This is a genomic window from Actinomadura spongiicola, from assembly GCF_003432485.1.
Taxonomy (GTDB): Bacteria; Actinomycetota; Actinomycetes; order Streptosporangiales; family Streptosporangiaceae; genus Spirillospora; species Spirillospora spongiicola.
Genome location: NZ_QVNQ01000010.1, coordinates 35,556 through 59,771, shown reverse-complemented (window position 1 = coordinate 59,771; position 24,216 = coordinate 35,556). Strand labels below are relative to the sequence as shown.

Here is a 24,216-nt window from a genome sequence, read left to right as displayed (position 1 = left end):
CCGGCGTAATTCTTTCCTCAACCGTTCGTCATCCTTTGGCAAACGCGTTTATCGGGGGTCTCCACGGAAAAGCAGGGAGTAATCCGGCAACTCGGGATCAACAGAACAAGGCGTCGGTGTTCCGGCGCCCGGTCGAGATACACCGCAACCGAGTGGCGGGCCGCCGCCTCCCCTCACCCCCCGCCGTCCGGGTGCGTTCACGGAAGCAGAGGTGTTCAACGTGGAGACGCAGACACAGGTGCGGGAACTGATGGGCATGAGCGTGACCGACACCCACGGCACGAAGGTCGGCACGATCAAACAGGTGTACCTCAACGACGACTCCGGAGCGCCGGAATGGGTGACGGTGCACACCGGGTGGTTCGGGATGAGGGAGAGCTTCGTCCCCTTGGCCGGGACGCGTAAGAACGGGGACATGCTCCAGGTCCCCTACGACAAGGAGACCATCAAGGGCGCTCCCAACGTGGACGCGGACGAACACCTGTCGCATGCCCAGATCGTGGACCTGTACCGGCACTACGGCGTCCGTCCACCGGCCGGACGCGGCACGGACGAGACCGACAGCTCGCGCGGAAATCCCGAGGACCGCCGCATGGCCGGCGCCGAGGGCAAGAACGCGGAAGGCAAGGCCGCCGAGGGCAAGGCCGCCGAGGGCTCCGGCGAGAAGTCGCCGGGCATGGCGGGCGCGGCCGGTACCGCCGGGATGGCGGGTGCCGCCGGAATGGCCGTACGACCGGACAAGAACAAGCGCGGACAGGCGACACCGTCCCAGGCGCCGAGAGAGGGCGCGGAGCCGTTGACCGAGCTGACCCGGTCGGAGGAGCGGATGCGCGTCAGCACCGAGCGGAACGAGGCGGGACGCGTCCACGTGCACAAGTGGATCGAGACGGAGATGGTCGAGCGGACCGTCCCTCTCACCCACGAGGAGATCAGGATCGACCGCGAGCCGATCACGGGCGGGCGGCCGAGTCCCGACCTGGCCATCTCCGAGGACGACCTGGAGATCATCCTCTACGAGGAGCGTCCGGTCATCGCCAAGGAGACCGTTCCGGTCGAGCGGGTCCGGGTCCGGACCGAGCAGGTCCAGGACGAGGAGACCATCCGCGGCGAACTCCGCAAGGAGCGCATCGAGGTCACCCGCGACGAGGGCCGTGGGCCCGGGCGTCCAGCCGGATCCGAGCGCCGCGACGAGCGTGGCCGTCCTTCCGTGTGACCGAACCGGGCGACGCGCTCCCACGTCGTGAGATGCCATCCCGGATGGCGCCGCCCGGCCGGGCCGAACTCACCCGCCGCCCCGGCCGGGCGCGCGCCGTATTGCGGTGACGCCGTATGAGGCACACCCGTACGACGCGCACCCGTATGACGAACACCGCATGACGGACGCCGCGTTCGCCCGTTTATCGCCGTCCCCGGCGGAGAGGCTCCTCTCAGACCCGCGAGAGGAGGCCCGGACGCGTGGAACGGGAGCCCCGGGTCGCGTTCGTGCTCGGCGGCGGCGGTGTGCTCGGCGCGCACGAGGTCGGCATGTTGCGGGCGCTGGAAGAGACCGGCATCAGACCCGACCTGGTCGTCGGGACGTCGATCGGCGCGCTGAACGGCGTGTTCGTCGCCGCGGAGCCCGGCGACGCGGCGATCGAACGGCTCACCGGCCTGTGGTCGAACGACTCCGCCCGGTCCGTGTTCGGCGCGGGCGTCCTCGCGCGGCTGTGGACGCTCGCCCGCTCCGGAACGCATCTGCACTCGAACGAACCGCTCCGCCGGATGCTGGACGAACTGCTTCCCGTCCGGACGTTCGAGGAGTTGGCCGTCCCGTTCCAGTGCGTCGCCGCCGGAATCGAGACGGCGATGGCGCACTGGTTCACCGAGGGTCCCCTGATCCCGGCCGTGCTGGCCTCGTCCGCCGCGCCGGGGCTGCTGCCGCCCGTCCCGATCGGCGACCGGCACTATGTCGACGGCGGGCTCGTCCACAGCATCCCGGTCGGACGGGCCGTCATGCTCGGCGCCACCACCATCTACGTCCTGCACGTCGGGCGCATCGAGCGGGACCTGCCGCCGCCGCGCCGCCCCTGGGAGGTCGGCCTCGTCGCGTTCGAGATCGCGCGGCGGCACCGCTTCTTCGAGGAGATGGCGAGCCTGCCGGAGGACCTCACCGTGCACGTCCTCCCGGCGGGTGCCCGCCCGCAGAAGGCGGGCGTCGACCTCGCGCAGATGCGGTACCGGAACGCCACGGGCATCGCCGCGCACATCGAACGCGCCTACGAGGCATCCTTGACCTACCTCAAGGAACGAGCGTGACATGCCACTCCCGCCCTCCATCGTCCGCCGCGTGCTCCTCACGCCGCTGCTGTTCGTCCTGACCCTGCTGATCGTCGTGCTGTTCCCGGTCGTCCAGCCGGTGGCGACACTGGCCGGACGCGACCGCCGGCGCGCCGCCCGGCTGCTGTGGTTCGCGCTGGCGTGGGGCACGCGGGAGTCGGTCGCCGTCCTGGAGCTCGGCTGGCTGTGGCTTCGGCGCCGCGCCCGCGACGACCGGCACTACGACGTGATCCGCCGCTATGTCGGCGCCCTGTACGCGGTCGCGGAACGGCGGCTGGGCCTGCGCATCGTGATCGACGGCCCCCGGCCGGGGACGACGCCGGACGGCGACCGCCCGCTGATCGTCCTCAGCCGCCACGCGGGCCCGGGGGACGCGCTGCTCCTCGTCCACCATCTGCTCAGCGACTACCGGCGGCGGCCCCGCGTCGTCATGAAGGCGCAGTTGCAGCTCGATCCGTGCATCGACATCGCCGCGAACCGTCTGCCGAACGTGTTCGTCACGCCGGGCGGCGGCGCCGTCGACGACATCGGCCGCCTCGCCGACGACCTCGGCCCCCGCGACGCGCTCCTGATCTTCCCCGAGGGCGGCAACTTCACGCCGCGTCGGCGGCGGCGCGCGATCCGGCGGCTGGCCCGCCTCCAGCGGCGGGACGAGGCGAAACGCGCGGCGGCGATGCGGAACGTGATGCCGCCACGTCCCGGCGGGGTGCTCGCCGCGCTCGAATCCGCGCCGACCGCCGACGTCGTGTTCGTCGCGCACACCGGCCTCGACCACATGGCCACGGCCGCCGACGTCTGGCGCCGCGTCCCCCTCACCGAACCCGTCCGCGCCCGCTGGTGGCGGATCCCCGCCGAGGAAGTCCCCGACGGCCGCGACGCCCGCACCGACTGGCTGTACACGCAGTGGGAACGCGCCGACGCCTGGATCACCGCCAACCGCGCACCCGTCCCCGAGTGACATCATGGACGTATGGGCGACGAGGGGACGGTGCGGGTCGACCTGTGGATCTGGTCGGTGCGCCTGCTGAAGACCCGGTCGATGGCGACGACCGCCTGCCGCGCGGGGCATGTCCGCGTGAACGACGAACGCGCCAAACCGTCCACCACGGTGAAGCCCGGCGACGAGGTCCGGCTCCGCCATGACGGGCGGGAACGGATCGTCGTCGTGAAGCGGATCATCCGTAAGCGGGTCGGGGCGCCCGTCGCGCAGGAATGCCTGATCGACAAGAGCCCGCCTCCGCCGCCGCCCGAGGCCCTCATCCCGGTCGGCCGCCGCGAGCGCGGCGCGGGCCGTCCCACCAAACGGGACCGTCGCGAACTGGAACGCATCCTCGACCGCTACCGCGTCCTCAACGAGCCGCCCGCGCGGGACTGACCACCCCGGCTCCGGGGTGTGGGCGGCCGTTGCGCCGCGCCCAGCAGGCCCGGTGCCGCGCGGCCTTGCGGGACGCCGACCGCATCGCCTGGGCGGGCACCGGCTCCCGCGCCCAGAGCCTCAGGGTGTCGGCCATGCCATGGACGAAGTCGACACCGGCCGATGTCAGGCCGTCGCCTCGCAGGAGGCTGTCGCACGCCCACAGGGCCGCCGTGCGCCAGCGTTCGAACTCGGTGTGCGCGTGCATGTCGCCGGGCGTCCAGCCGCGCTCGCGCCGCCAGAACGCGGCGACGCCGAGGTGCGCGTACGTGCCCTGAAGCATTCCGTAGACGGGACGGGGATCGTTCCGCCACGGAGCGTAGTACAGCCGGTCGTGGCCGGGACGGATCATCGGGACCGCCTCGACCAGCGCGGCCAGCTTGATGTGCTGCGTCTCGTGGGCGAGCGCGAGGGCCAGCGCGCAGGCGTCGGAGGTCCGGGAGAACCCGATGGCGCCGTGCACCTCGCGGGAACTGGCGCTGATCCGGCCGGTGCCGGGGTCGGCCAGGGGCGTCACCACGCGGACGGCCACGCTCGCCTCCTCGGCCACCTCCCGGTGACGTCCGACCAGGCGGTGCCAGGCGGCCGCGAGGTCTTCGGCCCAGCGCCGCAGCTCGGAACCCGGAAGCCGGTCTCGTAGCGCGCCGGCGGGCAACCGGTACGGGTCGAGGTCGTCGATCAGGACGTCCAGCGACAGCCCCGCCGAGGACACCGTGACGCGTCGCAGCCCGAGCCAGCCCGGCGCGTCGGTCCGCGCGTCGGCGGGCACCTCGACTCGGGTGCCGGGCGCCTCGACCACCGCGCGTCCGCCCGCGACACGCACCGTCGGGGACATGGCGGGCCGGTTGAGGACGGCGGCGCCCAACGAGGGCAACATGACCGTCGTGCCCCTGGCCGGCACGGTCACGGTCGCGTCGCCCCCGGCGCGGATCGTCGCGGCCGCGGCGACCGTGCTGAGCTGCTCCATGGCGCCGGACGAACCGCCACGGCGGGCGTCACGGATCGTTCGGGCCGCCCATGCGCCGACCGCCGGATGCCGGAGCACACGGCGGACCTCCACCGGGTGGGCGGCGTCCAGATCGGCGAGCATCCGGTAGGCGCGCCGGACCCGTTCGGCCGTTCCCCGATCGCCGGACGAACGCGCCTGCTCCGCCACCGCGCGCACGAGAAGGAGGTGCCGACTCGCCTGTATGTCGTCCAGCACCCGCATCGCCGGAATTCCCCCCGCCCCCGCTGCCAGTTCCCGCAGCAGACGGCTGGATGGCCGATGGTAGGAAACGTCCATTTCTTCCTTTACTTCGCGGCCATTCCGGACAAATCGGCGGCGAGCCGGGACCGGATGTGCAGGATGAGCCGGAGAAGATCCGGACAGTACACCGAGGGGTTCTGGAAGCCGTTCGATTCGCGGTAGCGGTGCGCGTAATGACCGCCCCCGCACACATTCCGAACGGGACATGAAAGGCATGTCGGACACAAGGCTCGCAAGCCGATCTGCCGGGCCGCGATGAACGGTGACAGCAGCACCGAGTCGAAGGAGTCCCGGAACACGTGCTTCCCGGTCTCCGGAGCACCGGGAAACGCGGACTTCAGGATGTCGGACTGCTCGATCGCTCCGTCGGTCTCCACCACGACCACGCCGACCGGCGAGACGCCCACCGCCTCGGTCGTGGACGCCCCACCGAGCAGCAGGTGCAGGATCTCCTGGAACAGCCGGACGCCGGTCTCCCGCCGCGGCGCCCCGTACCAGCGGTCGAACACCGCGACCAGCCAGTCGCCGTAGGGTGTGGCCGCGGAGCCGTCCCGCCGTCCCGGCGGCGGCCGGGACCAGTTCGCGTGCGGCAGCAGCAGATCGATGACGGGCGGCCCGTACCGCAGCAGGGCCTCGTAGGTCTCCACCGGGTCGTTGCGGAGGTCGATCGTGCACAGCAGCCCGCCGAACAGGTGCCGGTAACGGTCGGAGGTGAGCCGTTCGAGCGCGGTGTGGACGGCGGCGTGGCTGCCCCGCCCGTCGGGGCGGCGCCGGTGCCGGTCGTGCGCCGCGGCCGTGCCGTCGAGACTCACCCCGACCCGCACGTCGAGCGCGTCGAACAGCCGCAGCTCCTCCTCGCCGAGCCGGACGGCGTTGGTCTGGACGATGGCGCGGACCCGTTCGCGGCCGTCCGGCCCTGGCCCCGCGGCCTTCCGTACCGCCTCGCGCGTCGTCCGGACGGTGTCTCCGATAAGGCCGGTCCCGGCCAGCAGGGGTTCCCCACCGTGCAGGATGAGCGCGACGGACGGAAGGTCGTGGTCCCGGACGTGCTCGGCGACGCGCTCGGCGGTACGGGCGAGCACCGCGGGCGCCATCCCGTGCGGCCGCCCGCGCCAGCTCTGGTCGCCCATCCGGTAGACGTAGCAGTGGTCGCACGCCAGATCGCAACGGCTAACGATCTTGAGGACGAACTGCCGGAACGGGGTCGGCCGCCAGCCGTCGGCCAGGAGCGCGTCCACATCCGGTTCCGCCGGTGGGCGGGGCCGCGGCGGGCTCACGGTGGCGCGGGCCTCGATGAAAGCCGCTTCCTCGCTCATGCGCACCCCGGCTTCCGGTACGGCGTCTTCCGGGGCCGACCCGGTACGGCTTGAACGGGCGTCCTTTATGCCGATGTCATCGCCCCATCCTGCCCCGCAAAATAACATCTTCTCCGGAGGTGTTTCCATGGCCGATACCGGAGCGGACCGCGCCGATCAGTTGCTGGATGTCAGCGTCATCCCCTTGCACGCCCTGGACGATCTCGAAGAATCCGTGTTGGGCCGCGCACTGCACCGGATATTTGTGTCACTCGACACAGAACAGGCCGAGGCGATCGCCGGTTTCCAGTCGGCGATCGCCGAAGAGCCGAAATGACCGTGCCAATGGCCGAATCCGGCCGTGTCCATGATCAGGATGGATAACGCCACTCTTTGATCTGCCGGATGAGTTCGGTCACGCGTGGCAGCGCGGGTTCGTTGTAGGCCGAGATCTCCAGTGTGGCCGTCATCTCGTCCAGCATGGCCGCGTCCGGATGCTGGATCGCGCGCCGCACCACACCGGCCAGCATCACCATGGGCGATCCGTCCTTGATGTTGAGCGGGCCGAGTCGAATCTCCATCTCCCTGATCCAGGCGTGGATTCCGCCCGAGTCCCGGAGCGGCTCCACCAGGTACAGCGCGTGGACGAGACGCGCACGCAGCTCCGCCGGGACCGTGCCACGGGACGGGACGGGCGGCGCAGGCGGCGACACCGACGAGTAGACGTCGCCGAACGCGGGCCGCACGGCGGCGGCCTCGGCCCGGTCGAGCGGCGGCAGGGCCGACCGGTCGGCCTCGACGATCCATGCGGCGATCGTCTTGAGCGCGTTGAAATAGGGCTTGCCGCCGACGCGTTTGAGGTCGATCAGCAGGTCGTCGCCGAGGCTGCGGTGGGTGTTCTGCAACCGTGTGACCACTTCGGGCTGGTCCGCGGCCGCCGACCAGCGCAGCGGTATCAGGCACCGGACGGGCTCGGCGTCCGGGGCGGTGGCCACGCGGCCGATCCGCTCGGTGAAGATCGCCCATTCCCGCCCGCACCAGCCGCTCTTGCCGTAGTCGGTGGAAAGTAACGCGATCATCGAACGCGCGGTGCGGGCCCGGTCGATGAGCACCGTCTTCCAGTCGTCGCCGGGATACATGCCCTCGCGGTCGAGGAAGCCGACGTTCTTTCGATCACGACCGAGCGGCAGCCGCACCTCGAACTCGAGATCGTTGAAGAACTCGGCGACCAGGTTCTCGTCGACACCACGCGCATAACTGAGGAAGAAGGCGTAGGGGGTCTCGGGCATCGGCATCCTTCCGGGGGCGACGGCCGTTCAGGGGAAACTGATCTTTTTCATGGCGTCGATGAGCTCCTCCACTTTGGGGAGTGCAGGATCATTTTTGGCCACGATTCGCAGCGTGGCGGGCATTTGGACGAGAATCGAGGCGTCCTTGTGCCGCAGGCTCCGGCGGATGAGTTTACTCAGTCTCACCCTGATATGGGATCCCGAGGTGTCGATCGGCAACCCGACCTGATCTTCGATGTTCTTGATCCATTCATCGAAATCGGTGGTCAGCTCCTCGATCTCGCGTAGCGCGTCGATGAGTTGTTCCCGCAGCGACGCGCTCACGACCCCGCCCGGGTCCTGTTCGCCGGTGCCGGGAGACCGCGGTCGCGGAACCGGGACGGACACCGACACCGGTGCGAGTGGACCGGGTGCGGGCGTGGCCGTCGAGCGGCCGATGCCGATCAGGGCGAGGCAGACGTCCACGTCGAGGTCCGGATTCTCCAGCAGCAGCTCTCCCATCTCGCTGAGCGGCGCCGGGCGGTGGCCGAGGGCATCGGCGAGCCGGGCGGCCTGGGCCGGGTTCAGGGTGGGGGCCTTCCCCGTCAGCAGCAGGACGGACTCCGGGGGGTTCAGCGGCCCCAGCGGGTACGGACGGACGCCGTTGGCCTGCGCGAGCCCGTCCGCACAGGTGATCAGGACGTGTCCCCGCCCGCCGGGCAGATGGCCGTCCAGTTCCCCGAACGTGCGGACTCCGTCGTAGACGGTCAGCCACGACGGGTCGGCCGTGAACGCCGCGCCGGTCTTCCGCCGGAGGGAGTCGACCTGGGCGGCCAGGCCGGTCGGCGCGCGGGCGTCGAACCACCAGATCACCTCGTAGCGCTGCCCGAAACGGTGGCAGTACTCCAGCGCGAACGCGCTCTTGCCCGAGCGCTCCATCCCCTCCGCGTCGGTGATCAGCACGGGCCGGTCCCGCAGCAGCTCGCCGACCTCTTCGAGCGCGTCGTCGCGTCCGGCGAAGCGCGGGTCGCGCGGGGCGCGGTTGCAGACGGGCGGCGGGACGCCCGGGGCGCGGATACGCTCAGGTACGGACGACGGGTGCGGGGTCATGGAATCTCGGATCGGTTCAGGCGGTGCGTCGTCGGACCGCGTCCAGGAACATCCTGATCACGGCCTCGTCGAGGCCGGACATGCGAATGACGCGCCCGCTCAGCCCGCCCGGCAGCGGACCGTTGTCGACCTGTACCGGAATGACCGGCGGGCCGTCTTCCGAAGCCCCGGTGAGTTCCTCTTCGAAGTCGACGCTCCCCTCGGGGACCGGGGCCGCCATATGCGGGGCGACGAAATTTCGGGAGAGCACGGTGACGACGCGTTCGGCACTGTCGCGGGCCCTGGCGACCGATTCGCTCAGACGCTCGGCCAGACCGGCGTTCCAGCGCACCAGTTCGACCTCGTAGTCGTGTGATTGCAGGAGATGGCGTAGATAGTCGGCCCAGGGCTGGTCCGCCCCGACATAGTTGATCGCCACGGTGCGCGGGGGTTGGTCCGGTTCGGTGGACTGCGCCGCCGCTGCCCGCGCGGTGGCCGGAACCCGCGAGCCGAAGGCCGTCCCGAAGGCCGGTCGGACGGTCATCGCCGTCGCCTCGTCCAGCGGTCCGAGCCCCGCCCGTCCGGCGTCCAGGACGCGGGCCGCGACCGCGTTCACGACCGCGTAGTAGCCGCCCGCCCCGTCGAGTTCCCGGGTGCGCATGAGGTGCAGCAGCCCGCGCGTGGCGTAGGGTTCGGCGTCGACCCGCGTCCAGAAACCGGGCATCGGTCGGACGGTGTCGGGCAGGTCCGTTTCGGCGTCCAGCGGCGCGCACCATCGCACGGTGATCAGACACCGATCGCGCTCCCGCGGGACGCGTGCCAATCGCTCGGTGAAGATCGCCCATTCGTGCCCGCAGCGCAGGTCGCGAAAGTGGGTGGGGGAGATCAGCGACACCAGTGCCGGAGCCTGGGAGGCCGCCCGGACGGAGTCGCCGCCCGGCTCGATCAGGACGCCTTCGATGAACGGCCCGAGCCGACCGCGAATCTCATTTTCGAGATCGTTGTGAAACCGACGGACCCAGGCCCGATCCTCGCCTCCGGCGTAGCTGGTGAGGAAGGAAGTCTTCACGTGACCTCGCAGTCCACGAACGGGCACGGCACTGGAGTGTCCGGGGTGGAGGGCCGGGGGCGGCCGTTCACTCGTCACGACCATCGTAGGGGACCAGCCGCCCTTCGGCTGGAAAACACGAAAAGGCATCGTCTGCGACAGCGAACACAAACCATTACCGCACACCGTGGGCCGCAAACCCAGCCGGTAGGCCGACTGTGGCCAAAGGTAACATATTTTGGGCGACCGAAATCAGTCGAAACCCGACCGTTTACCGGGATGACCGTTGCAGGTGAACAGCGGCGCCACCTGGATATATGATGCCTATCACTAGATTTTTCCCAGAACCGTTGTGCACTTGAGGTCCCAGGGCGGGGGCGAAGGTGACGTCAGATCAGAACGAGCCGCACGCGACGGTGTCCCAGGCGAAGATCGTCGGCTTCCATGGAAGTCAGGCGGGAATCGGATGTTCCTTCGCACTCGCGAACGTGGCCTGGATATTGTCCAGCGCCGGCAAGAATGTCCTGATCGTCGATTTGGCCATCGGGGATCAGTTGCCCGTAGTGGATCAGTACCTCGCGAAGTTGTTCGCGAACAAGGACGTTCCCGGCCGGCAAGAGGGTCTGCTGGACGTCCTGCGCGATTATCAGCGCGCCCACGCGGAACAGGGCCGGCAGAGTCTCACGCCGGACCTCGACGCGCTCTGGCGGAACCATGGGGTGCGCGACCATATCGTCACGCTCGACTGGCCGGTGCCCGATACCAAGAAGGGTCTGACCGGAAAGCTGGCCCATCTCGGTGCGGGCAGGCGGGACACCGACACCTACTGGGCCGAAGCCGAGCGGTTCGCCTGGGACGACTTCGCCGAGAGCAGGCACGGCCACCACTTCCTCACCGCGCTGCGCACCGAACTGCTCGGCAGCGGGTACGACTACGTCCTGATCGACAACCTCCCGGGCAGGGCGACCCTCGCACGCCTGTGCGTGGTTCATCTCGCCGACGTACTGGTGTGCTGCTTCCGGCTCGGTTTCCCCGAGACGATCGGCGACGGTGCCCAGATGGCGTGGGACCTGAGGAGTCGTACGGAAGGCTCCGGCAAAGGCGCCGTCCGCGTGCTGCCGGTGCCGATGGGCGACGACCACACGTCCACCCAGAACGCCAAACGCCTCGCCCACAACTTCTACGGGAGGCTCCTGGACGAGCCCGACGAGATCGAACGAGAACGGTACTGGGGCAGGGTCACGGTGCCTCACTCACCCGCCCTCGCGAGCCTCCCCATCATCTCCGCCGCCGCCGAGAGCCCCTATGAGGCGGGGACGACGCTGAAGGCGTTCGAGGCGCTGACCCAGGCCATCACCGAGGACGACACCATCGAGCTGAAGCCGCTGCCGCCGGCGGACCGGCTCAAGCTGCGGCGGTTCATGACCTCCCAGCCCACGAACGACGCCTTCGACCTGGAGATCGTCTCCTGTGGGGCCGATGCCCCCTGGGCGGAATGGATCGAGGCGATCTTTAGACGCGTCGGGCTGAACGCCAGGATCGGGCGGGGCGACGCCCCCGTCGACACCACCGTCCTGTTGCTGTCGCCGCGCCTTCAGAAGGCCCCGGAACTCGACACGGCCACCGCGTTGATCGCGGACCGGCATTCGAAGAGCGGTACCGGTCACCGGCTGGTCGGAATCCGGGTCAGCGAGGGTCCGACGAACGAGGTGCTGCGCTCGGCCATCGACATCGACCTGGTACCGCACGGCGACGATGAGCAGGGCGTCCGCCGGGACCTTCTCCGGCACTTCAGCTTCCTTGACCAACCGGTGACGGTGAGCGCGAAGCTTCCGGAGATGCCCCGGTTCCCGAAGCGACGTCCGCGCGTCCGCAAGGTCAGCGCGCCCCAGCAGTTCTTCATCGGGCGGACCGGCGTTCTGGACGATCTGCGCCTGAAACTGCGCGCCGGCCGGGGAACCGGTCGGCCCGTCGTGCTGACCGGGCCCACCGGGATCGGCAAGACCAGCATCGCGGCGGAGTACGCCGCCCGGTTCGCCTCCGACTACGAGCTGATCTGGTGGATCTGCGCGAAGGAGGTGCGCCAGGCGCGGACCGAGTTGGCGCGGCTGCTTCCCCGACTGAAGATCGACGCGGACGCCTCGGCGCACGACGCGGTGGCGGTGACGCTGGACGCGCTGAGCCAGGGCGACCACAGCCCATGGCTACTGATCTACGACGCGGCCGACGAGCCGACCGACCTGGCCGCTCTGTTCCCCACCGGCGGACGCGGAGACCTCCTCGTGACCACCCAGAATCCGAGCTGGGCGGCCGAGCACGTCACCATCCGGGTCGAGCGGTTCTCTCGCGCCGAGAGCGTCGAACTCTTCCGGGAGCGTGTCGGCCGCGGCCTCATCACCGAAGGGCGGGCCGGGCGGGTCGCCGAACGGCTCGGGGACCATCCGCACTCCGTCGACAAGGCGGGCGGCTGGGTCGCCGAAAGGTTGGCCACCGCGCGGGACGAGGACGGCCTGTCCCTCGAACAATCGCCCGACGCGTTGGTCGACCAGTACCTCAAGGCGCTCGACGCCACCCCGGTCGCGAAGGGAGAGGCCACCGCCGAGCGCACCGCCGAGTTGTCACTGGAGCGGCTGGCCGGTGAGCTACCGGGGGCGGTGTGGCTGCTGCGCGTCTGCTCGTACCTGTCGTCCGACGGCGTGGCCATGGAACTGGTCCGCTCCGCCGAGATGCGCGAGCAGATCAGGCGACATGACCTGAGCGTGGGCGAGGACCTCACCGTCGACGAGGTCGTGCAGATGGTCAAGCGGTACTCCCTGGCCCAGGTCGACCAACAGCTCGACCGGCTCTGCGTCCATCAGCACACCCTGCGCACCCTCCGCGCCGGGATGTCGGACACCGAGCGCGCCGAGGCCAGGGCTGCGGCGCAGCTCGTGCTGGCCGCCTTCATGCCGGGCGAGGACTTGACCGGTCCCGTCCGGGAGTGGCGTCATGAGGAGTTGCAGCGCCATGTGGAGGCCTGCGAGATCGGCGACACGGCCGACGCGCCCCCTGCCGTCCGCGCCTGGGCCGTATACCAGGTCAGATACCTCTACATGAACAACGACCTGCCAGTGGCGGTGGAACTCGCCGCGCGGCTCCGGGACCGCTGGACGAAGGACTTCGGCGAGGGCGACCGGTACCGGCTGGAACTGCTCGTCCAACTCGCCAACGCGCTGCGCGGGCTCGGCCAGTTCCAACAGGCCCGGACATGGGACGACAGGGCCGCCGAGCTGCACGCGGAGGCGCTGCGGTCGAATCGTCTCCTCGGCCTGAAGATACAGCGCAGCCTCGCCGCCGACCTGCGCGCCGAGGGAAAGTTCACCGAGGCTCTGCAGTTGGACGACCGGACGCTGACCGCGTTCAGGGAACGGCTCGGCGACGAGCATCCCGACACCCTCCGGGCCGCCAACAACCTAGCGCTCGCGTTCCTGTTGACCGGCGCCACGGAAGCCGCCATCGATCTGGATCGCACCACCTATGAGACCCGCCGCCGGGTCCTCGGCGAGGAGGCTCCCGAGACATGGCACTCGCTGGTCAGGATCGGTATCGACTACCGGGAGCTGGGCGACTACGCCAACGCCCGGAGCACCCTGCAAAGGGCGCTGGACAGGTTGGGCGCCGGTGCCGGAGGCGATTCCCCCACGGCGTTGCGGGCCGCCCAGGCACTGGCGGTCACCCTTCGCCTCATGGGCGACGCGGACGCGGCGTGGGATCGCATCTACGAGACCTGGCGGGCGAGCGAGTTCCGCTACGGTCGCCGGCACCCGGAGAGCCTGTCCTGCGCCGTCAGCGTCGCGGCCGTCCACGCCGCCCGCGACCGGTACCAGGACGCGCTCGATCAGGGCCGACGTAACCTCGACCTCGCTCAGAAGATCTTCGACAAGACGCATCCGTTCGCGTGGGCCTGTGCGGCCGACCTCGCCGTTTACGCGCGTCGCGCCGGGCTGCTGGACGAGGCCCGCCAGGTCGGTGAGGCGGCATGGCGGGCGTTGAGCGACCCCGACACCGGTGTGGGCCCGGCGCATCCCTTCGCGCTCGCCGCCGAGATCGGCTACGCCAACGCCCTGGCCGCCGCGGGCGACCCCGCGGCGGCCGCCGAACACGAGAAGCACGCCTTCGACAGCTACCGGAAGCTGCTGGCCGAGGGGCATCCCCTGCGTGGGATCGCCTACACCAACCTGCAGGTATCCGAACATGCGAAGACCGGGGCCGACAACGGTATGGACGCCGGTCTCCGCAAGGACATCGACCTTGAGATTCCAGCGACGTGAGCGACGTTCCCGTCGACGCGGGCGGAGAAGGGGGTTCGTGATGACGCAATCGCCCCCCGAGGACGGCACCGGACCGATAGTGACCCAGGGTCAATCGGGAGCGTCCGGGCCCGGCCTCGGGAAGATTCAGGAGCGGTGCCGGGCCGTCCTCCAGCGGCGCAAGGTGCACCATGTCTCGTACTACGTCTTCGGCAACCAGCTGTTCTGGCAGGACACCTTCGAGTCGGCCGATGTGCCCGGTTTCTCCTCGCCCGAGGAGATCAAGCGCAAGCGCGCGTCGCTGGACGCCTACGGGCAGCAACTCCACTACATCGTGGCCAGACTCGACAAGGCGTTCACGCCCGTCCGAAACGGGCGGCTGATCCGCTGCGTGTTCGACGTCGGGGACGGCGCGCTGTTCTACTTCTCGCCGTTCCCGGGCGAGTACCTGGTGGGCGCGTCCCTGGAGGACGCTCCGGTCGACGAGGCCGACACCGCCATGGGGGAGTTGTGCGACGAGGTGCGCCTGGCCCGCGGCTACGGCGGCACCCCGAATACCGGGGGCTTCCTGAGCGAGTACGAGGTGGAGGTCGAGCCGGATGAGCTGGTCGAGACCGAACGGTTCATCGACGAGTTCAACAGGGGGAGTCACCGCCCCGGGCTGGAGGGCCATTTCCGCGCCGCCCTCAGCCCCGAGGCACTGCACTACGTGGCGCTTTTCGAGGGTCCCTCCCTGTGCCTGTCGGCGGACCTGCTCCGGCATCCCCGGCTGGGCTCCTTCACGATCGGCACCGATCACGCCGACCGCAGGAAGCAGTACGAGCGGATCGGCAAGCTGACCTACATCACCGTCCACCGGTTGGACAAGACGCTGCGTCCGCTGCTCGGCGGCGGCCTGCACCGTGTGGTGCTCGACGTCGAGGCCGGCGCGCTGTACTACCACCGGTTGAAGGACGACAAGGTGCTCATCGGCGTCACCCTCGACCAGGCGAAGGTCGCCGTGGCGGAGACGATGCTGAACACGCTGGCGAAGGCGATCGCGGACTGAGCGGCGCGCGGCTTCAGTCGTCGGGGTCCGGCGCGGGAGGAGGGGAAACGGCCGACGCGGGTGCGCCGGGCTGGGGCTGTGCCGGCATCGGCGCGCAGTTGAACGCCCCCGCCGCCGGTTGCGTCGGTGAGGCGATTTCCGCACCCGCCTCGTTGATGTAGAGGGCGGGTTCCTGTCGCGATGACCGGCTGGGTGATGGCCGCAGCCTGTCCCGAATCGCCGCCCACGAACCGGCGCGGTTGTAGGCGGTGTTGCAGAGGGCGTGGAGCGCGTTGATGACGACGATCGCGGGGGTGACGGTCGCGACCACCTCGGGGAACACCGGGGCCAGCAGGAGCGAGAGCACGATCGCCGTGATCCCGTTCTGCTGTGCGATCGCGAGCTGGACCCGGTCGTCGGGGGTCTGCCCTCGCGTGAGGGGGAGGCTCACGACGGCGTGGACCGCGTAGGCGGTGACGCCCAGGACGAGACCGGCGACGAACAGGACGCGCATCGACAGCAGGAAGCCCGTACCGAGGATCGCCAGAAGCAGGGCGACCTGGGTGAGCTGCCCGATCCGGCGTTCGAACGCCTCGGGCGCCCCGGCGAGGCTCGGGCGGACGAACAGGCCGACGATCGCGACGCCGAGCATCCAGAACTGGGAGACCGCGACGACGGCCGCCACCAGCAGCAGCACGCAGCCGGCCGTGAACGCCGCCGCGCCACCGGGCCGCACACGCCGCAGCACCAGCCACCACAGCCCGCAGACAACAGCCGCGAACGCCGCGTTGAAGGCCGCCCCGGCCACGAACCCGGAGAGGCCGCCTCCCTGGAGTTCGGTGAGCGCGTCGGTGCGGCCGAGATCGTGGACCGCCACGGACAGGGTGGCGGCGTAGATGGTGAGCAGCGTCGTCACCGGGTCGTCGAACGACGCCCACGCGAGCAGAAGCGACTTGCCGCGTGGGGACAGCCGCGAGGAGGACTGGAGCGCGGCGACCGACAGCGGATCGATCTGTGCCACGGCGACGCCGAGTACCAACGCCTCCGGCCCGGGGAACAGCACCACCATCACCAGGGTGATGACCGCGGCCTTGGCCAGCACTCCCACGGTGACCGCCAGGACCACGGTGCGCAGGTCGGTCCGCATCTGGCCGCGCTCGATGCCGTGTGTGCTGCTGTACAACCCGATGGCCAGCAGTGCCGTGACGGCGTAGAAGTAGGCCTCTCCGTCGACGAGATCGTCGACCCGCCCGGCTCCGGCGATCCGGCCCGCGGCGACGCCCACCGCCGTGATCGCGAGCGCGATCAGTAAGCGCCTGGTGACCGCACTGCGAAACATCTTCGGTGCTCCCATGGCAGGATGACCCCGTCTTCCAGCCCGTGACCCACCTCTCCGCAGGCAGCATCGACACCTATGGTTCGCGCCATTCCTGAGCATCCGATGCTAATCGATTGTCGAGCAGATCACCAGTACTGTCCGGAGGATGACATGGCCGGAATGAGGCCCTCGCCCTAGAAGGGCGGAAGTGTTCTGAATTTTGCATCGTGATATTCGCGGCGGGAGGCCCGAAGGCCCAGCGGCTCGGGCTCGCGGAACCTCGGGGCCGACCAGGGAAAATGGATACCGCTGAGCATGACCTGTGTCGCCATGAAGATCATGACGTCCGACTCAGGCCGATCACGTCGCGATTCTTGCGGATCACTTACGGTCCTGCCGTCGTGCCGGTAGGAGCGTGCATATCGCCGACCGGTCATTGTTCTGTGAAGCGTTTCGGGATGTCCACATCCCGCGCACCCGCCGGGAGGAAATGGCACGGTCCAGACAGCGGTGGCCACGTGGTGGCGGCCGGGTGGACGGCGAACATCAGACTCACGAACGGACCTGCCGTCCCGTCCGAAGACAGGTCAGGCGGAAGTCTTGCGCGCCAGGACGAGCCGGTACCGGGGGCTTCCGTCGCCGCGCTGGCCCAGGGCCTTCAACGGGACCGTCGTCACGGTGAAACCGGCTGCCGCCAGGTCGTCGCGGACGGCACCGAGCGGGCAGGTGCGGTAGTACATGACGAACGGGGGGCGCCACACGGCGTTCCGGATCCGCATGGCCACGTCGAATCCGAGCAGGGCCCAGTACCAGCCCGACGTGAGGGGTTGTGGCGCGCCGATCGGGAAGGCGAACAGGCCGCCGGGCCGCAGCGCGCGGTACACACCGGAGAAGAGCGCCGGGCGTTCGGCGGGCAGGAAGTGTCCGAGCGCCCCGAAGGTGACGGCGAGGTCGAAGGCGTCGGCGAACGGCAGCGCCCGAGCGTCGGCCCGCACCCGATGGGCGTCCGGGTGCGCCTCGCGCGCCTGCGCGAGCATGCCCGCACTGAAGTCGATGCCTGTGACCCGTCCCTGGCACAGCGGTTCGAGGACCCCCAGGCCCGCGCCGGTACCGCAGCACACGTCCAACCCGTGGTCGAACGGCCCGAGCGGGCGCAGCGCGTCGGCGGTCGCGTCCAGGATGCCGTCGGGTGTGCGGAAAGGCGTGTGGTCGAACTTCGGCGCGAGCAGGTCGTAGCCGTGCTCGACCGAGGACAACGCCTGGATCGCCAGTTCGCGCAGGGACGGCCCGTGAGACGAGAACACCGGCCAAGGGTACTTCCGACGGCGCTCGTCCGGGCGTTCACCCCTGGACGCGGGCGACGTACTTGCCCTCGCCCCGGCCTTCGGCGAGCAGTTGGTGGACCGCGGGCACGTCCGCGAGCGAACCCGCGCGATGGTCGACGGGATGGACGGCACCCAACCCGGTGACCCGCGAAAGGCGGCGCGGGCCGTCCTGGAGGTTCTCGACAGTGCCGACCCGCCGCTGAGGCGACCTGACACGCTGGGAGAAGCTCAGCCGCGCCATAACCTGGACTGAGTCGGGACCGCGCCCGGTCAGGGTGGGCCTTGCGCGGCCTCGTTCGTTCGGTCAAGGTGATCTTATGGCGGCGAGTGCGGTGGTCGTGGGCGCGGGCCTCTATGGCGCGGCGGTGAGCGCCTCGTTGACGCGGCGGGGTGCCCGTGTCGTCGTCGTGGAGGCCGGTGCCCCGGCGGGCGGCACCTCCGGCGCGACGTTCTCCTGGACCAATTCCTGCGGCAAGCAGCCACGGGCGTATCACGATCTGAACGTCGCGGGCATGGAGGCCCATCGGAGACTGGCCGCCGCCGTACCCGACAGCGACTGGTACCACGAGAGCGGGAACCTGGCGTGGGCGGAAGGCGCCCGTCTCGGGGCACTACGCGACAAGGTCGCGGGCGTCCTGAACTACGGGTACGAGGCGCGCTGGCTCAGCCGCGCGGAAGCGCTTCGTCTGGAACCCGACCTCGACCCCGCGGCCCTGCCCGCGGACGAGATCGCCTACTTCCCGCGTGAGGGCTGGATCGAGCCGACCCCTCTGATCGCCCATCTGCTCGCGAACGCGGTGTCGGCCGGTGCAGAACTGGTCCGGAACGACCCGGTCACGCACCTTGAAACCAGCGGCGGGACGGTACGGACCGTCCACCTCGCCTCGGGGCGGCGACTCTCCGCGGACGCCGTGGTGAACTGCGCGGGGCCGCAGGCGGGTCGCCTCGCCGAACTCGCCGGGCTGACCCTGCCGATGCGCAACACCCGGGGTGTGCTCGCCTACACCTCGCCGGTGGCGGTGTCGGCGTCCCGGGTGATCCACGCGCCGCACGTTCATCTGCGCCCGGACGGCGCCGGACGGCTCCTGCTGCACACCCCCGAACTGGACGAAGCCGTGCGGGTGTCCGACACCGGTGAGCTCACCGTCCCTTCTTCGGCGGTCGAGCGACTGCTTGAGGCGAGCGGCGCGCTCTACCCGGGGATGAAGGGCGCCACCGTGGAAAGCGTCCGGGTGGGTGAACGGCCCATTCCGAGCGACGGTCTGCCGGTGCTGGGACGGGCGGTCGAGCTGCCGAACTTCCATTTCGCCGTGTCCCACAGCGGCGCGACCCTGTGCCTGCACGCCGGTGACCTGGTCGCGGCCGAGGCCCTCGGCGACGATCAGAGCGAGACCCTGTCCCCGTACCGGTTCGAGCGATTCTGATCCTCACCGCACCGACCGGCGGCTGAGGCTTACCTTGTACGGGTAGGGTGCGTCGGGAGGACGATCCATGACTCTACGGACCGACGCCGACGAGGTGACCGAGCGGCCACGCATCCCGTTGAGCCGCAGGCGGGTGTTGCGCGCGGCCGTGGAACTCGTCGACCGTGACGGCCCCGGTTCGCTCACCATGCGCCGCCTCGCGCAGGAGGTCGGGGCCGAGGCGATGTCGCTCTATCACCACGTCGCCAACAAGGAGGCCGTGTTCGACGGCATCGTCGAGGTGATCCTCGAAGAGGTCATGGCGGCGGTGGAAGGGGTCGAGGCTCCGCCCGCGGAACAGGACTGGCAGGCCGCGCTGCGTGCGCGGGTCCTCGCCGCCCGGGAGGTCTTCCTGCGTCACCGCTGGGCGCCGCAGATCCTCGAAAGCCGCACCACGACGAGCCCGATCGTGATCGCCTACTACGACCACGTCGTCGCCGTGCTCCGGGCGGGCGGGTTCTCCTACGATCTGGCGCACCGGGCTTTGCATGTGCTGGGCAGCCGCGCCCTGGGGTTCACGCAGGAGCTGTTCCAGCCCGACGCCGCGCAGAACATCGACGTCGAGGCGGCCATGGAACAGCTGGCCGATCGGTTCCCCCACATCGTCGGGATGTTGGCGGAGGCCGTCCGACATGACCCGGACGGCTCCCTGGGCTTCTGTGACGACCAGTTCGAGTTCGAGTTCGCGCTCGACCTGATCCTCGAAGGGCTGGAGCGGCGCAGAGCCGCTGGTCAGTGACGCTGAGCGCTCCGCAGATCACCAGCGGGGCCCTTGACTCCCTTACGGCGTACGATAGCCTTACGGTGTATGACAACCTTACGCCGTACGACGGGCGGGGACGTCCGCCGGGAGGAAGTGGCCATGAAAGCCTGGAGCTGGGACCGCTACGGCCCACCCGACGTGCTGACCCTCAAGGACGTCGACGAACCCGCCATCGGTCCGGACGAGGTGCTCGTGCGGACGCGGGCGGCGTCCGTCAACCCCTACGACTGGCGTCACGTGGCGGCCGACCCGAAGCTGGTCCGGCTCAGCATCGGCCTGCGGCGACCGAGGCCGGGCCTGGTTCCCGGCGCCGACCTCGCCGGGGTGATCGAGCGGGTGGGCGCCGGGGTGACGGGGCTGAGCGTCGGCGACGAGGTCTTCGGGGAGGTCCGGTTGGGCTCGTTCGCCGAACGGGTCGCCGTCCCGCAGAATAGGCTCGCCGTCAAACCGGCCGGTCTCACCTTCGAGCAGGCGGCGTCGGTGTCGATGTCCGCGCACACCGCGCTCCAGGGCCTGCGGGACGTCGGGCGCGTCTCCGCCGGGCAGCGGGTTCTCGTCAACGGCGCGTCCGGTGGCGTCGGCACGTTCGCCGTCCAACTCGCCAAGACGTTCGGAGCCGAGGTCACCGGCGTGTGCAGTACCCGCAACATCGAACTGGTCCGTTCCCTGGGCGCGGACCACGTCATGGACTACACCCGCGAGAACTTCACAGAACGGAAGGGCCGGTACGACCTGCTCATGGACAACGTGGGCAACCGTTCACTGGCGCGACTGCGACGCCCCCTGACCTCGCGCGGCACGCTCGTGATCGTCGGCGGCATCGACTCGGGTCGCGGTGCGCTGCTCGGCCCGGCGGCGCAGGTGTTGCTCGGGGCCCTGGCCTCCCCGTTCGTCAGCCAGCGCGTCCGTACCGTCCACTGGAAGCCCAACTCGGAAGACCTGCGCCTCCTGGCCGAACTCATGGAAGAAGGCCGACTCACACCCGTCATCGACCGCACCTACCCGTTCGACCAGATCCCCGACGCACTGCGCTACCTCGAACGCGGCCACGCGCGAGGCAAGGTCGTCATCACCTTCTGATCCTTCGACCGTTCACTTCGCCCAGGGCACATGCACGATCGACTCGGGACGTAGGGGCCACTCCGCTGTGGTGAGGCTGAGCCTGTCGTCGAAGGGATACCGGTCGTCCTCGTCCTCCGGCAGTGCGCTGCGGACGAAACAGCGGTGCAGCAACAGTTCGCGGCGCTCGTCCAGCGGGGCCGGGTCGTCGAGCATGTCAGCCGGGCGTACCGGCGGGTCCGCGCCGATGTCCACTTCACCGTCCCAGTTCAGGTGCAGGCCGTCCGCGTCGGAGTAGAAGCGGGGGAAGCTCGTGCGCCACTGCGAGTTGGAACCCCACCCGTGCGACATGTCGTTGGTCGGACGCGGCACGCGGCAGAACGTGAAGTACAGCGTCGAGGACGTGGCCACGGAGGCGTCCACCAGGTGGCGTGGCGCCCGAACCCGCACACCGGCACGGCTGAACAGCAGATCACCGAACCAGAAGCCGGGCCACAGCACCTCCTCCAGGATCACGCTCGTCGCGGCGGGGTCCTGCACCACGGCGAAGATCTCGTGATGGAACGGCGAGAACGCCTCGGCGTGCTCGAACGGGGTCAACCCGATCCCGGTGAGGAAACGCGTGTACACGTCCCGTCCGGCAGGGTCCAGCCTGCGAGGACCGATCCAGCCGGGGGCGCCCTCGGCCCCCGCCCCGCCGCGAATCCGGTGGGTGACACTGCCCTCGATGACGGCACGTCCTCCGGTGACACCGAATCCTCGGGGCGGTACCCCTTCCGGACAGAACGACTCGATCAGTTGGTCGCTGACCCGGCTCAGCGCGTACAGCTTCATGATCCGCCAGAGCTGCTCGTCGTCCCCGCTGTATCCGCCCGGGGGGATCCGCTCCCGGGTGCGGAGCGGCGCCAACTCGGCCAGGTGGGCGGACGCCGTCCGCTGCTGACCGATCAGATACTCCTGACGTGCCGCGACGTCGTTCTGATGGTCGAGCAGGTCTTCGTACACGCCACGGAAATATCCCCAGTCGAGTTCCATGGCGCGATCATCGCCCCCGCCGGGCGGCACCGGCAACGCGTTTCAGGGACCGCGGTTCGGCCCTGGCAGGAGGGGTAAGGGCCTGCCCGTCCGGCGCGGTGGGGCACCGGACGCGAGGGCAACATGGAGGGCGCCGTGCGAGTGAGGTGGCGACGGCGCGTGCGTGCGGCGCGTTGGCCCGCGGGCATGGGCATCGCCGTGTGGCGGTGGGTGCGGCGGTCCCGCCGGGTGTCGCGGCGACGGCTCCGCGAGGATGTGGTGTCGGAGGTCGAGCGGGTTCCGCGCCACGGCGGCGATGGCGTGCAGGACTCGCGGCAGGGCGTCGGCGCGATCTACCAGCGGCGTTACACGGTCCGGATCGATGACAGCCCGGTGACCGCGACGCAGCTGATCAACCGCCTGGGCGCCGATCTCAACGCCGCGTCACCGGTGGAGGTCGCCGTCTTCGACAAGACCTCCGGAGCCGCCGAGCTCCTGGCGATGGGGGACGAGTACGTCGTCCACATGCCGGGGCCGTGGGACTGCCCGGTCCGGGTGGTGGAGCAGACACCGAAATCGTTCCGGTTCGCGACGCTGCGCGGCCACCTGGAAGCCGGTGAGATCGAGTTCCGGGCGCGGGACGTCGCGGAGAACGGCGTGGAGTTCACGATCGAGTCCTGGGCGCGCAGCGGTGACCGGCTCGCGGAGATCCTCTATGCGAAGGTCGGCATCGCGCGGGAGATGCAGCTGCACATGTGGTCGCACTTCTGCAACCGCGTCGTCGAGATGTCCGGTGGCCGCATGGTCGGTGAGGTGGAAGTCCTGACCGAACGGACGGAAGTGCCTGACTTCGGGCCGCGACAACTCATGGTCCGCGCGCTCACCCCGGTGTTCACGCGAGGATTCGCCCTGGCGACGCGGCTGCGGAATCGTCCCCTGCATCCCCGGGGCCTCGTCTTCGACGCCACCCTCGCCTTGCACGGGACGTCCGAGCGCTGGGGAATTCCGTTGCTGGACGATCGCGCGGAACTACCCGGCCACGTGCGCCTTTCCCGCGCGGTCGGCTGGCCGCACCCGCTGCCGGACATACTGGGCCTGGCCCTGCGATGGCAGCAGCCGCGGGACGGAGAAACGGAACCGGAAGCCCCCGCGGAACTGCTGCTCGCCACGACCGGACGGAGCCGTTGGGGCCGCCATTTGCTGAAGCCCGCGACCAGGTGGAGCCCGACTTTCTACGGATCCCTCCTGGCTTACCGGGCCGGTGACCGGCGGATCCTGCTGGGCGCGGTCGCCCGGCAGCCCCGAATCTTCCCCGCCGACCTCCCGACACTGGCCCACGCCATAGAAGAACGGCCGCTGCGGCTGGACCTGGTGGTGTCGACCGAATTCGGCGCCTGGCAGCGATTCGGCGAACTGCGACTCCACGGACCCGCGCTGAACGACGACAACGCGCCGATGCGTTTCAACCCGGCTCAGCATCCCATTCACGGGTTGAGCCCGGCGGGGGTCTTCCAGCAGGTGCGCGGGTTCACCTATACGACCGTGCAGCGAATCGCCGGCAAAGCCGGATCTCCCCAGCCTGAGCGGCATCGCCGGTCGGAGAAGACGGCCCCATGAGAAGGAGCCTGCGAGTCCAGCGCCGGATGCAGCGGCTGCACCCCGAACTGCACCGGCTTCCCCTCAACTTCGACCCGAACCGGCACGACCTGAACCGTGCGGAAAGCGGCTGGAACGTCGACGACTACCGGCAGCCGCTGCCCCCGGAACCGCCCGGCCCGCCGGTGCCCGGAGGGAGCTGGGAGGTCGCCTGTGACCTCGTCCGGGACTATCAGTACGCCGATCCCGGCATCATCCGGGAGATCTGCCGTTCAGGCCCTCCCGAGCCGGGACGGAACATGCTGCTCGAAGGTCGCTTCTACGGGTTGCGCTTCTACCTCGGGCTGCGCGTCGGAGGCGTCGTCGACGGATACATCGAACAGAACGGGCGCCGGGCCCGGGTATGGGGCTGGAACTACCGGACGCTGCAAGGGCACCTCGAACGCGGCCAGATGGACCAGGAAGTCCGCAAGTGGCTCGACACGGGAGAGGTCGAATTCCACGTGCACGGCTTCTCGCAACGGGCGCCCATTCCGAACCCCATCGTCCGGCTGGGCTTCATCCTGTTCGGACGGGCCACGCAGGTCAGGTTCTACAGGCGGGCATGTAAGCGGATGAGGGTTCTGACGGCCGCCGAACTCGCCACGCGAAAGCAGGCCCTCGAACAGAAGCCCGGCTGAGCC

General features: G+C 69.9%; 22 protein-coding genes. 12 read left to right on the top strand and 10 right to left on the bottom strand.

Annotated elements, in window-relative coordinates; translation table 11 throughout:
• Window positions 1–220 precede the first annotated feature (220 nt).
• From D0T12_RS27850 to D0T12_RS27835, 4 genes are all read left to right on the top strand, one after another.
• On the top strand, window positions 221–1,213 hold the full coding sequence (locus tag D0T12_RS27850; protein WP_147339657.1) for a DUF2382 domain-containing protein: 993 nt from the start codon (window positions 221–223) through the stop codon (window positions 1,211–1,213).
• A 242-nt stretch (window positions 1,214–1,455) separates the two neighbouring features.
• On the top strand, window positions 1,456–2,295 hold the full coding sequence (locus D0T12_RS27845; protein ID WP_233526323.1) for a patatin-like phospholipase family protein: 840 nt from the start codon (window positions 1,456–1,458) through the stop codon (window positions 2,293–2,295).
• A 1-nt stretch (window position 2,296) separates the two neighbouring features.
• Window positions 2,297–3,274 carry a 1-acyl-sn-glycerol-3-phosphate acyltransferase gene (locus D0T12_RS27840; protein WP_117403111.1) on the top strand — a complete coding sequence of 326 codons (978 nt, stop codon included), beginning with the start codon at window positions 2,297–2,299 and terminating at the stop codon, window positions 3,272–3,274.
• A 12-nt stretch (window positions 3,275–3,286) separates the two neighbouring features.
• Entirely contained in the window at window positions 3,287–3,691 is a 405-nt protein-coding gene (locus tag D0T12_RS27835; protein WP_117403109.1) for an RNA-binding S4 domain-containing protein, read from the top strand.
• On the opposite strand, the gene D0T12_RS27830 is transcribed toward D0T12_RS27835, so the two are convergent.
• Together D0T12_RS27830 and D0T12_RS27825 are read right to left on the bottom strand one after the other, a co-directional pair.
• Window positions 3,666–5,015 carry an HEXXH motif domain-containing protein gene (locus tag D0T12_RS27830; protein ID WP_117403107.1) on the bottom strand — a complete coding sequence of 450 codons (1,350 nt, stop codon included), beginning with the start codon at window positions 5,013–5,015 and terminating at the stop codon, window positions 3,666–3,668. The two genes, D0T12_RS27835 and D0T12_RS27830, sit on opposite strands and share 26 nt — an antisense overlap.
• 8 nt (window positions 5,016–5,023) lie before the next feature.
• Entirely contained in the window at window positions 5,024–6,295 is a 1,272-nt protein-coding gene (locus D0T12_RS27825) for an FxsB family cyclophane-forming radical SAM/SPASM peptide maturase (RefSeq protein WP_117403105.1), read from the bottom strand.
• 127 nt (window positions 6,296–6,422) lie between these two features.
• Here D0T12_RS27825 and fxsA point away from each other — a divergent pair, with 127 nt between their 5' ends.
• On the top strand, window positions 6,423–6,611 hold the full coding sequence (gene fxsA / locus D0T12_RS35580; protein ID WP_158581654.1) for an FxSxx-COOH cyclophane-containing RiPP peptide: 189 nt from the start codon (window positions 6,423–6,425) through the stop codon (window positions 6,609–6,611).
• 34 nt (window positions 6,612–6,645) lie between these two features.
• Here the strand turns inward: fxsA and D0T12_RS27815 are convergent, their stop codons facing one another.
• The 4 genes from D0T12_RS27815 to D0T12_RS35010 form a co-directional block, all read right to left on the bottom strand.
• Window positions 6,646–7,563: a toll/interleukin-1 receptor domain-containing protein gene (locus tag D0T12_RS27815; protein WP_158581653.1), complete on the bottom strand. Its 918-nt coding sequence runs from the start codon at window positions 7,561–7,563 to the stop codon at window positions 6,646–6,648.
• A gap of 27 nt (window positions 7,564–7,590) precedes the next feature.
• Window positions 7,591–8,652: a hypothetical protein gene (locus D0T12_RS27810; RefSeq protein ID WP_117403098.1), complete on the bottom strand. Its 1,062-nt coding sequence runs from the start codon at window positions 8,650–8,652 to the stop codon at window positions 7,591–7,593.
• A 16-nt stretch (window positions 8,653–8,668) separates the two neighbouring features.
• The gene (locus D0T12_RS27805; RefSeq protein ID WP_117403096.1) at window positions 8,669–9,700 is read right to left on the bottom strand and encodes a toll/interleukin-1 receptor domain-containing protein; all 1,032 of its coding nucleotides are present in this window, start codon (window positions 9,698–9,700) and stop codon (window positions 8,669–8,671) included.
• A 368-nt stretch (window positions 9,701–10,068) separates the two neighbouring features.
• Window positions 10,069–10,410 (bottom strand): hypothetical protein, encoded by a 342-nt coding sequence (locus D0T12_RS35010; protein ID WP_147339656.1) that lies wholly within the window; start codon window positions 10,408–10,410, stop codon window positions 10,069–10,071.
• Here D0T12_RS35010 and fxsT point away from each other — a divergent pair.
• Window positions 10,399–13,989 carry an FxSxx-COOH system tetratricopeptide repeat protein gene (gene fxsT / locus D0T12_RS27800; protein WP_147339655.1) on the top strand — a complete coding sequence of 1,197 codons (3,591 nt, stop codon included), beginning with the start codon at window positions 10,399–10,401 and terminating at the stop codon, window positions 13,987–13,989. The two genes, D0T12_RS35010 and fxsT, sit on opposite strands and share 12 nt — an antisense overlap.
• A gap of 40 nt (window positions 13,990–14,029) precedes the next feature.
• A complete protein-coding gene (locus D0T12_RS27795) occupies window positions 14,030–15,016 on the top strand; it encodes a hypothetical protein (protein WP_147339654.1) in 987 nt (328 codons plus the stop codon).
• Between the two features lie 13 nt (window positions 15,017–15,029).
• Here the strand turns inward: D0T12_RS27795 and D0T12_RS27790 are convergent, their stop codons facing one another.
• The 3 genes from D0T12_RS27790 to D0T12_RS35575 all read right to left on the bottom strand — a co-directional run bounded on the left by D0T12_RS27790 (window position 15,030) and on the right by D0T12_RS35575 (window position 17,879).
• The gene (locus D0T12_RS27790) at window positions 15,030–16,334 is read right to left on the bottom strand and encodes a cation:proton antiporter (RefSeq protein WP_147339653.1); all 1,305 of its coding nucleotides are present in this window, start codon (window positions 16,332–16,334) and stop codon (window positions 15,030–15,032) included.
• A gap of 566 nt (window positions 16,335–16,900) precedes the next feature.
• The gene (locus D0T12_RS27785; protein WP_117403089.1) at window positions 16,901–17,617 is read right to left on the bottom strand and encodes a class I SAM-dependent methyltransferase; all 717 of its coding nucleotides are present in this window, start codon (window positions 17,615–17,617) and stop codon (window positions 16,901–16,903) included.
• Window positions 17,618–17,654: 37 nt separating this feature from the next.
• Window positions 17,655–17,879 (bottom strand): hypothetical protein, encoded by a 225-nt coding sequence (locus tag D0T12_RS35575; RefSeq protein ID WP_158581652.1) that lies wholly within the window; start codon window positions 17,877–17,879, stop codon window positions 17,655–17,657.
• A gap of 76 nt (window positions 17,880–17,955) precedes the next feature.
• Here D0T12_RS35575 and D0T12_RS27775 point away from each other — a divergent pair, with 76 nt between their 5' ends.
• From D0T12_RS27775 to D0T12_RS27765, 3 genes are all read left to right on the top strand, one after another.
• Window positions 17,956–19,062 carry an NAD(P)/FAD-dependent oxidoreductase gene (locus tag D0T12_RS27775; RefSeq protein WP_117403085.1) on the top strand — a complete coding sequence of 369 codons (1,107 nt, stop codon included), beginning with the start codon at window positions 17,956–17,958 and terminating at the stop codon, window positions 19,060–19,062.
• 67 nt (window positions 19,063–19,129) lie between these two features.
• Window positions 19,130–19,840, top strand: coding sequence for a TetR/AcrR family transcriptional regulator C-terminal domain-containing protein (locus tag D0T12_RS27770; protein ID WP_199487748.1), 711 nt, complete (start codon window positions 19,130–19,132; stop codon window positions 19,838–19,840).
• A gap of 123 nt (window positions 19,841–19,963) precedes the next feature.
• Complete coding sequence (locus D0T12_RS27765; RefSeq protein ID WP_117403084.1) at window positions 19,964–20,944, top strand: NAD(P)-dependent alcohol dehydrogenase; 981 nt, start codon at window positions 19,964–19,966, stop codon at window positions 20,942–20,944.
• Between the two features lie 12 nt (window positions 20,945–20,956).
• On the opposite strand, the gene D0T12_RS27760 is transcribed toward D0T12_RS27765, so the two are convergent.
• On the bottom strand, window positions 20,957–21,958 hold the full coding sequence (locus D0T12_RS27760) for a hypothetical protein (RefSeq protein WP_117403082.1): 1,002 nt from the start codon (window positions 21,956–21,958) through the stop codon (window positions 20,957–20,959).
• Between the two features lie 159 nt (window positions 21,959–22,117).
• Between D0T12_RS27760 and D0T12_RS27755 the strand changes: the two genes are divergently transcribed.
• Together D0T12_RS27755 and D0T12_RS27750 are read left to right on the top strand one after the other, a co-directional pair.
• Window positions 22,118–23,554 (top strand): DUF1990 family protein, encoded by a 1,437-nt coding sequence (locus D0T12_RS27755; RefSeq protein ID WP_158581651.1) that lies wholly within the window; start codon window positions 22,118–22,120, stop codon window positions 23,552–23,554.
• Window positions 23,551–24,213: a DUF1990 family protein gene (locus D0T12_RS27750; protein ID WP_117403078.1), complete on the top strand. Its 663-nt coding sequence runs from the start codon at window positions 23,551–23,553 to the stop codon at window positions 24,211–24,213. Before D0T12_RS27755 ends, D0T12_RS27750 begins: the two co-directional genes overlap by 4 nt.
• Window positions 24,214–24,216: the final 3 nt, after the last annotated feature.

Bases quoted from the DNA above. Each gene is read 5' to 3' on its own strand.
- D0T12_RS27795 (WP_147339654.1), top strand. From the start codon at position 14,030: ATGACGCAATCGCCCCCCGAGGACGGCACCGGACCGATAGTGACCCAG.
- D0T12_RS27790 (WP_147339653.1), bottom strand. From the start codon at position 16,334: ATGTTTCGCAGTGCGGTCACCAGGCGCTTACTGATCGCGCTCGCGATC.
- D0T12_RS27810 (WP_117403098.1), bottom strand. From the start codon at position 8,652: ATGACCCCGCACCCGTCGTCCGTACCTGAGCGTATCCGCGCCCCGGGC.
- D0T12_RS27760 (WP_117403082.1), bottom strand. From the start codon at position 21,958: ATGGAACTCGACTGGGGATATTTCCGTGGCGTGTACGAAGACCTGCTC.
- D0T12_RS27835 (WP_117403109.1), top strand. From the start codon at position 3,287: ATGGGCGACGAGGGGACGGTGCGGGTCGACCTGTGGATCTGGTCGGTG.
- D0T12_RS27840 (WP_117403111.1), top strand. From the start codon at position 2,297: ATGCCACTCCCGCCCTCCATCGTCCGCCGCGTGCTCCTCACGCCGCTG.
- D0T12_RS27775 (WP_117403085.1), top strand. From the start codon at position 17,956: ATGGCGGCGAGTGCGGTGGTCGTGGGCGCGGGCCTCTATGGCGCGGCG.
- D0T12_RS27765 (WP_117403084.1), top strand. From the start codon at position 19,964: ATGAAAGCCTGGAGCTGGGACCGCTACGGCCCACCCGACGTGCTGACC.
- D0T12_RS27750 (WP_117403078.1), top strand. From the start codon at position 23,551: ATGAGAAGGAGCCTGCGAGTCCAGCGCCGGATGCAGCGGCTGCACCCC.
- D0T12_RS35575 (WP_158581652.1), bottom strand. From the start codon at position 17,879: ATGGCGCGGCTGAGCTTCTCCCAGCGTGTCAGGTCGCCTCAGCGGCGG.
- D0T12_RS35010 (WP_147339656.1), bottom strand. From the start codon at position 10,410: ATGGTCGCGCACCCCATGGTTCCGCCAGAGCGCGTCGAGGTCCGGCGT.
- D0T12_RS27825 (WP_117403105.1), bottom strand. From the start codon at position 6,295: ATGAGCGAGGAAGCGGCTTTCATCGAGGCCCGCGCCACCGTGAGCCCG.
- D0T12_RS27815 (WP_158581653.1), bottom strand. From the start codon at position 7,563: ATGCCCGAGACCCCCTACGCCTTCTTCCTCAGTTATGCGCGTGGTGTC.
- fxsA (WP_158581654.1), top strand. From the start codon at position 6,423: ATGGCCGATACCGGAGCGGACCGCGCCGATCAGTTGCTGGATGTCAGC.
- D0T12_RS27830 (WP_117403107.1), bottom strand. From the start codon at position 5,015: ATGGACGTTTCCTACCATCGGCCATCCAGCCGTCTGCTGCGGGAACTG.
- D0T12_RS27770 (WP_199487748.1), top strand. From the start codon at position 19,130: ATGACTCTACGGACCGACGCCGACGAGGTGACCGAGCGGCCACGCATC.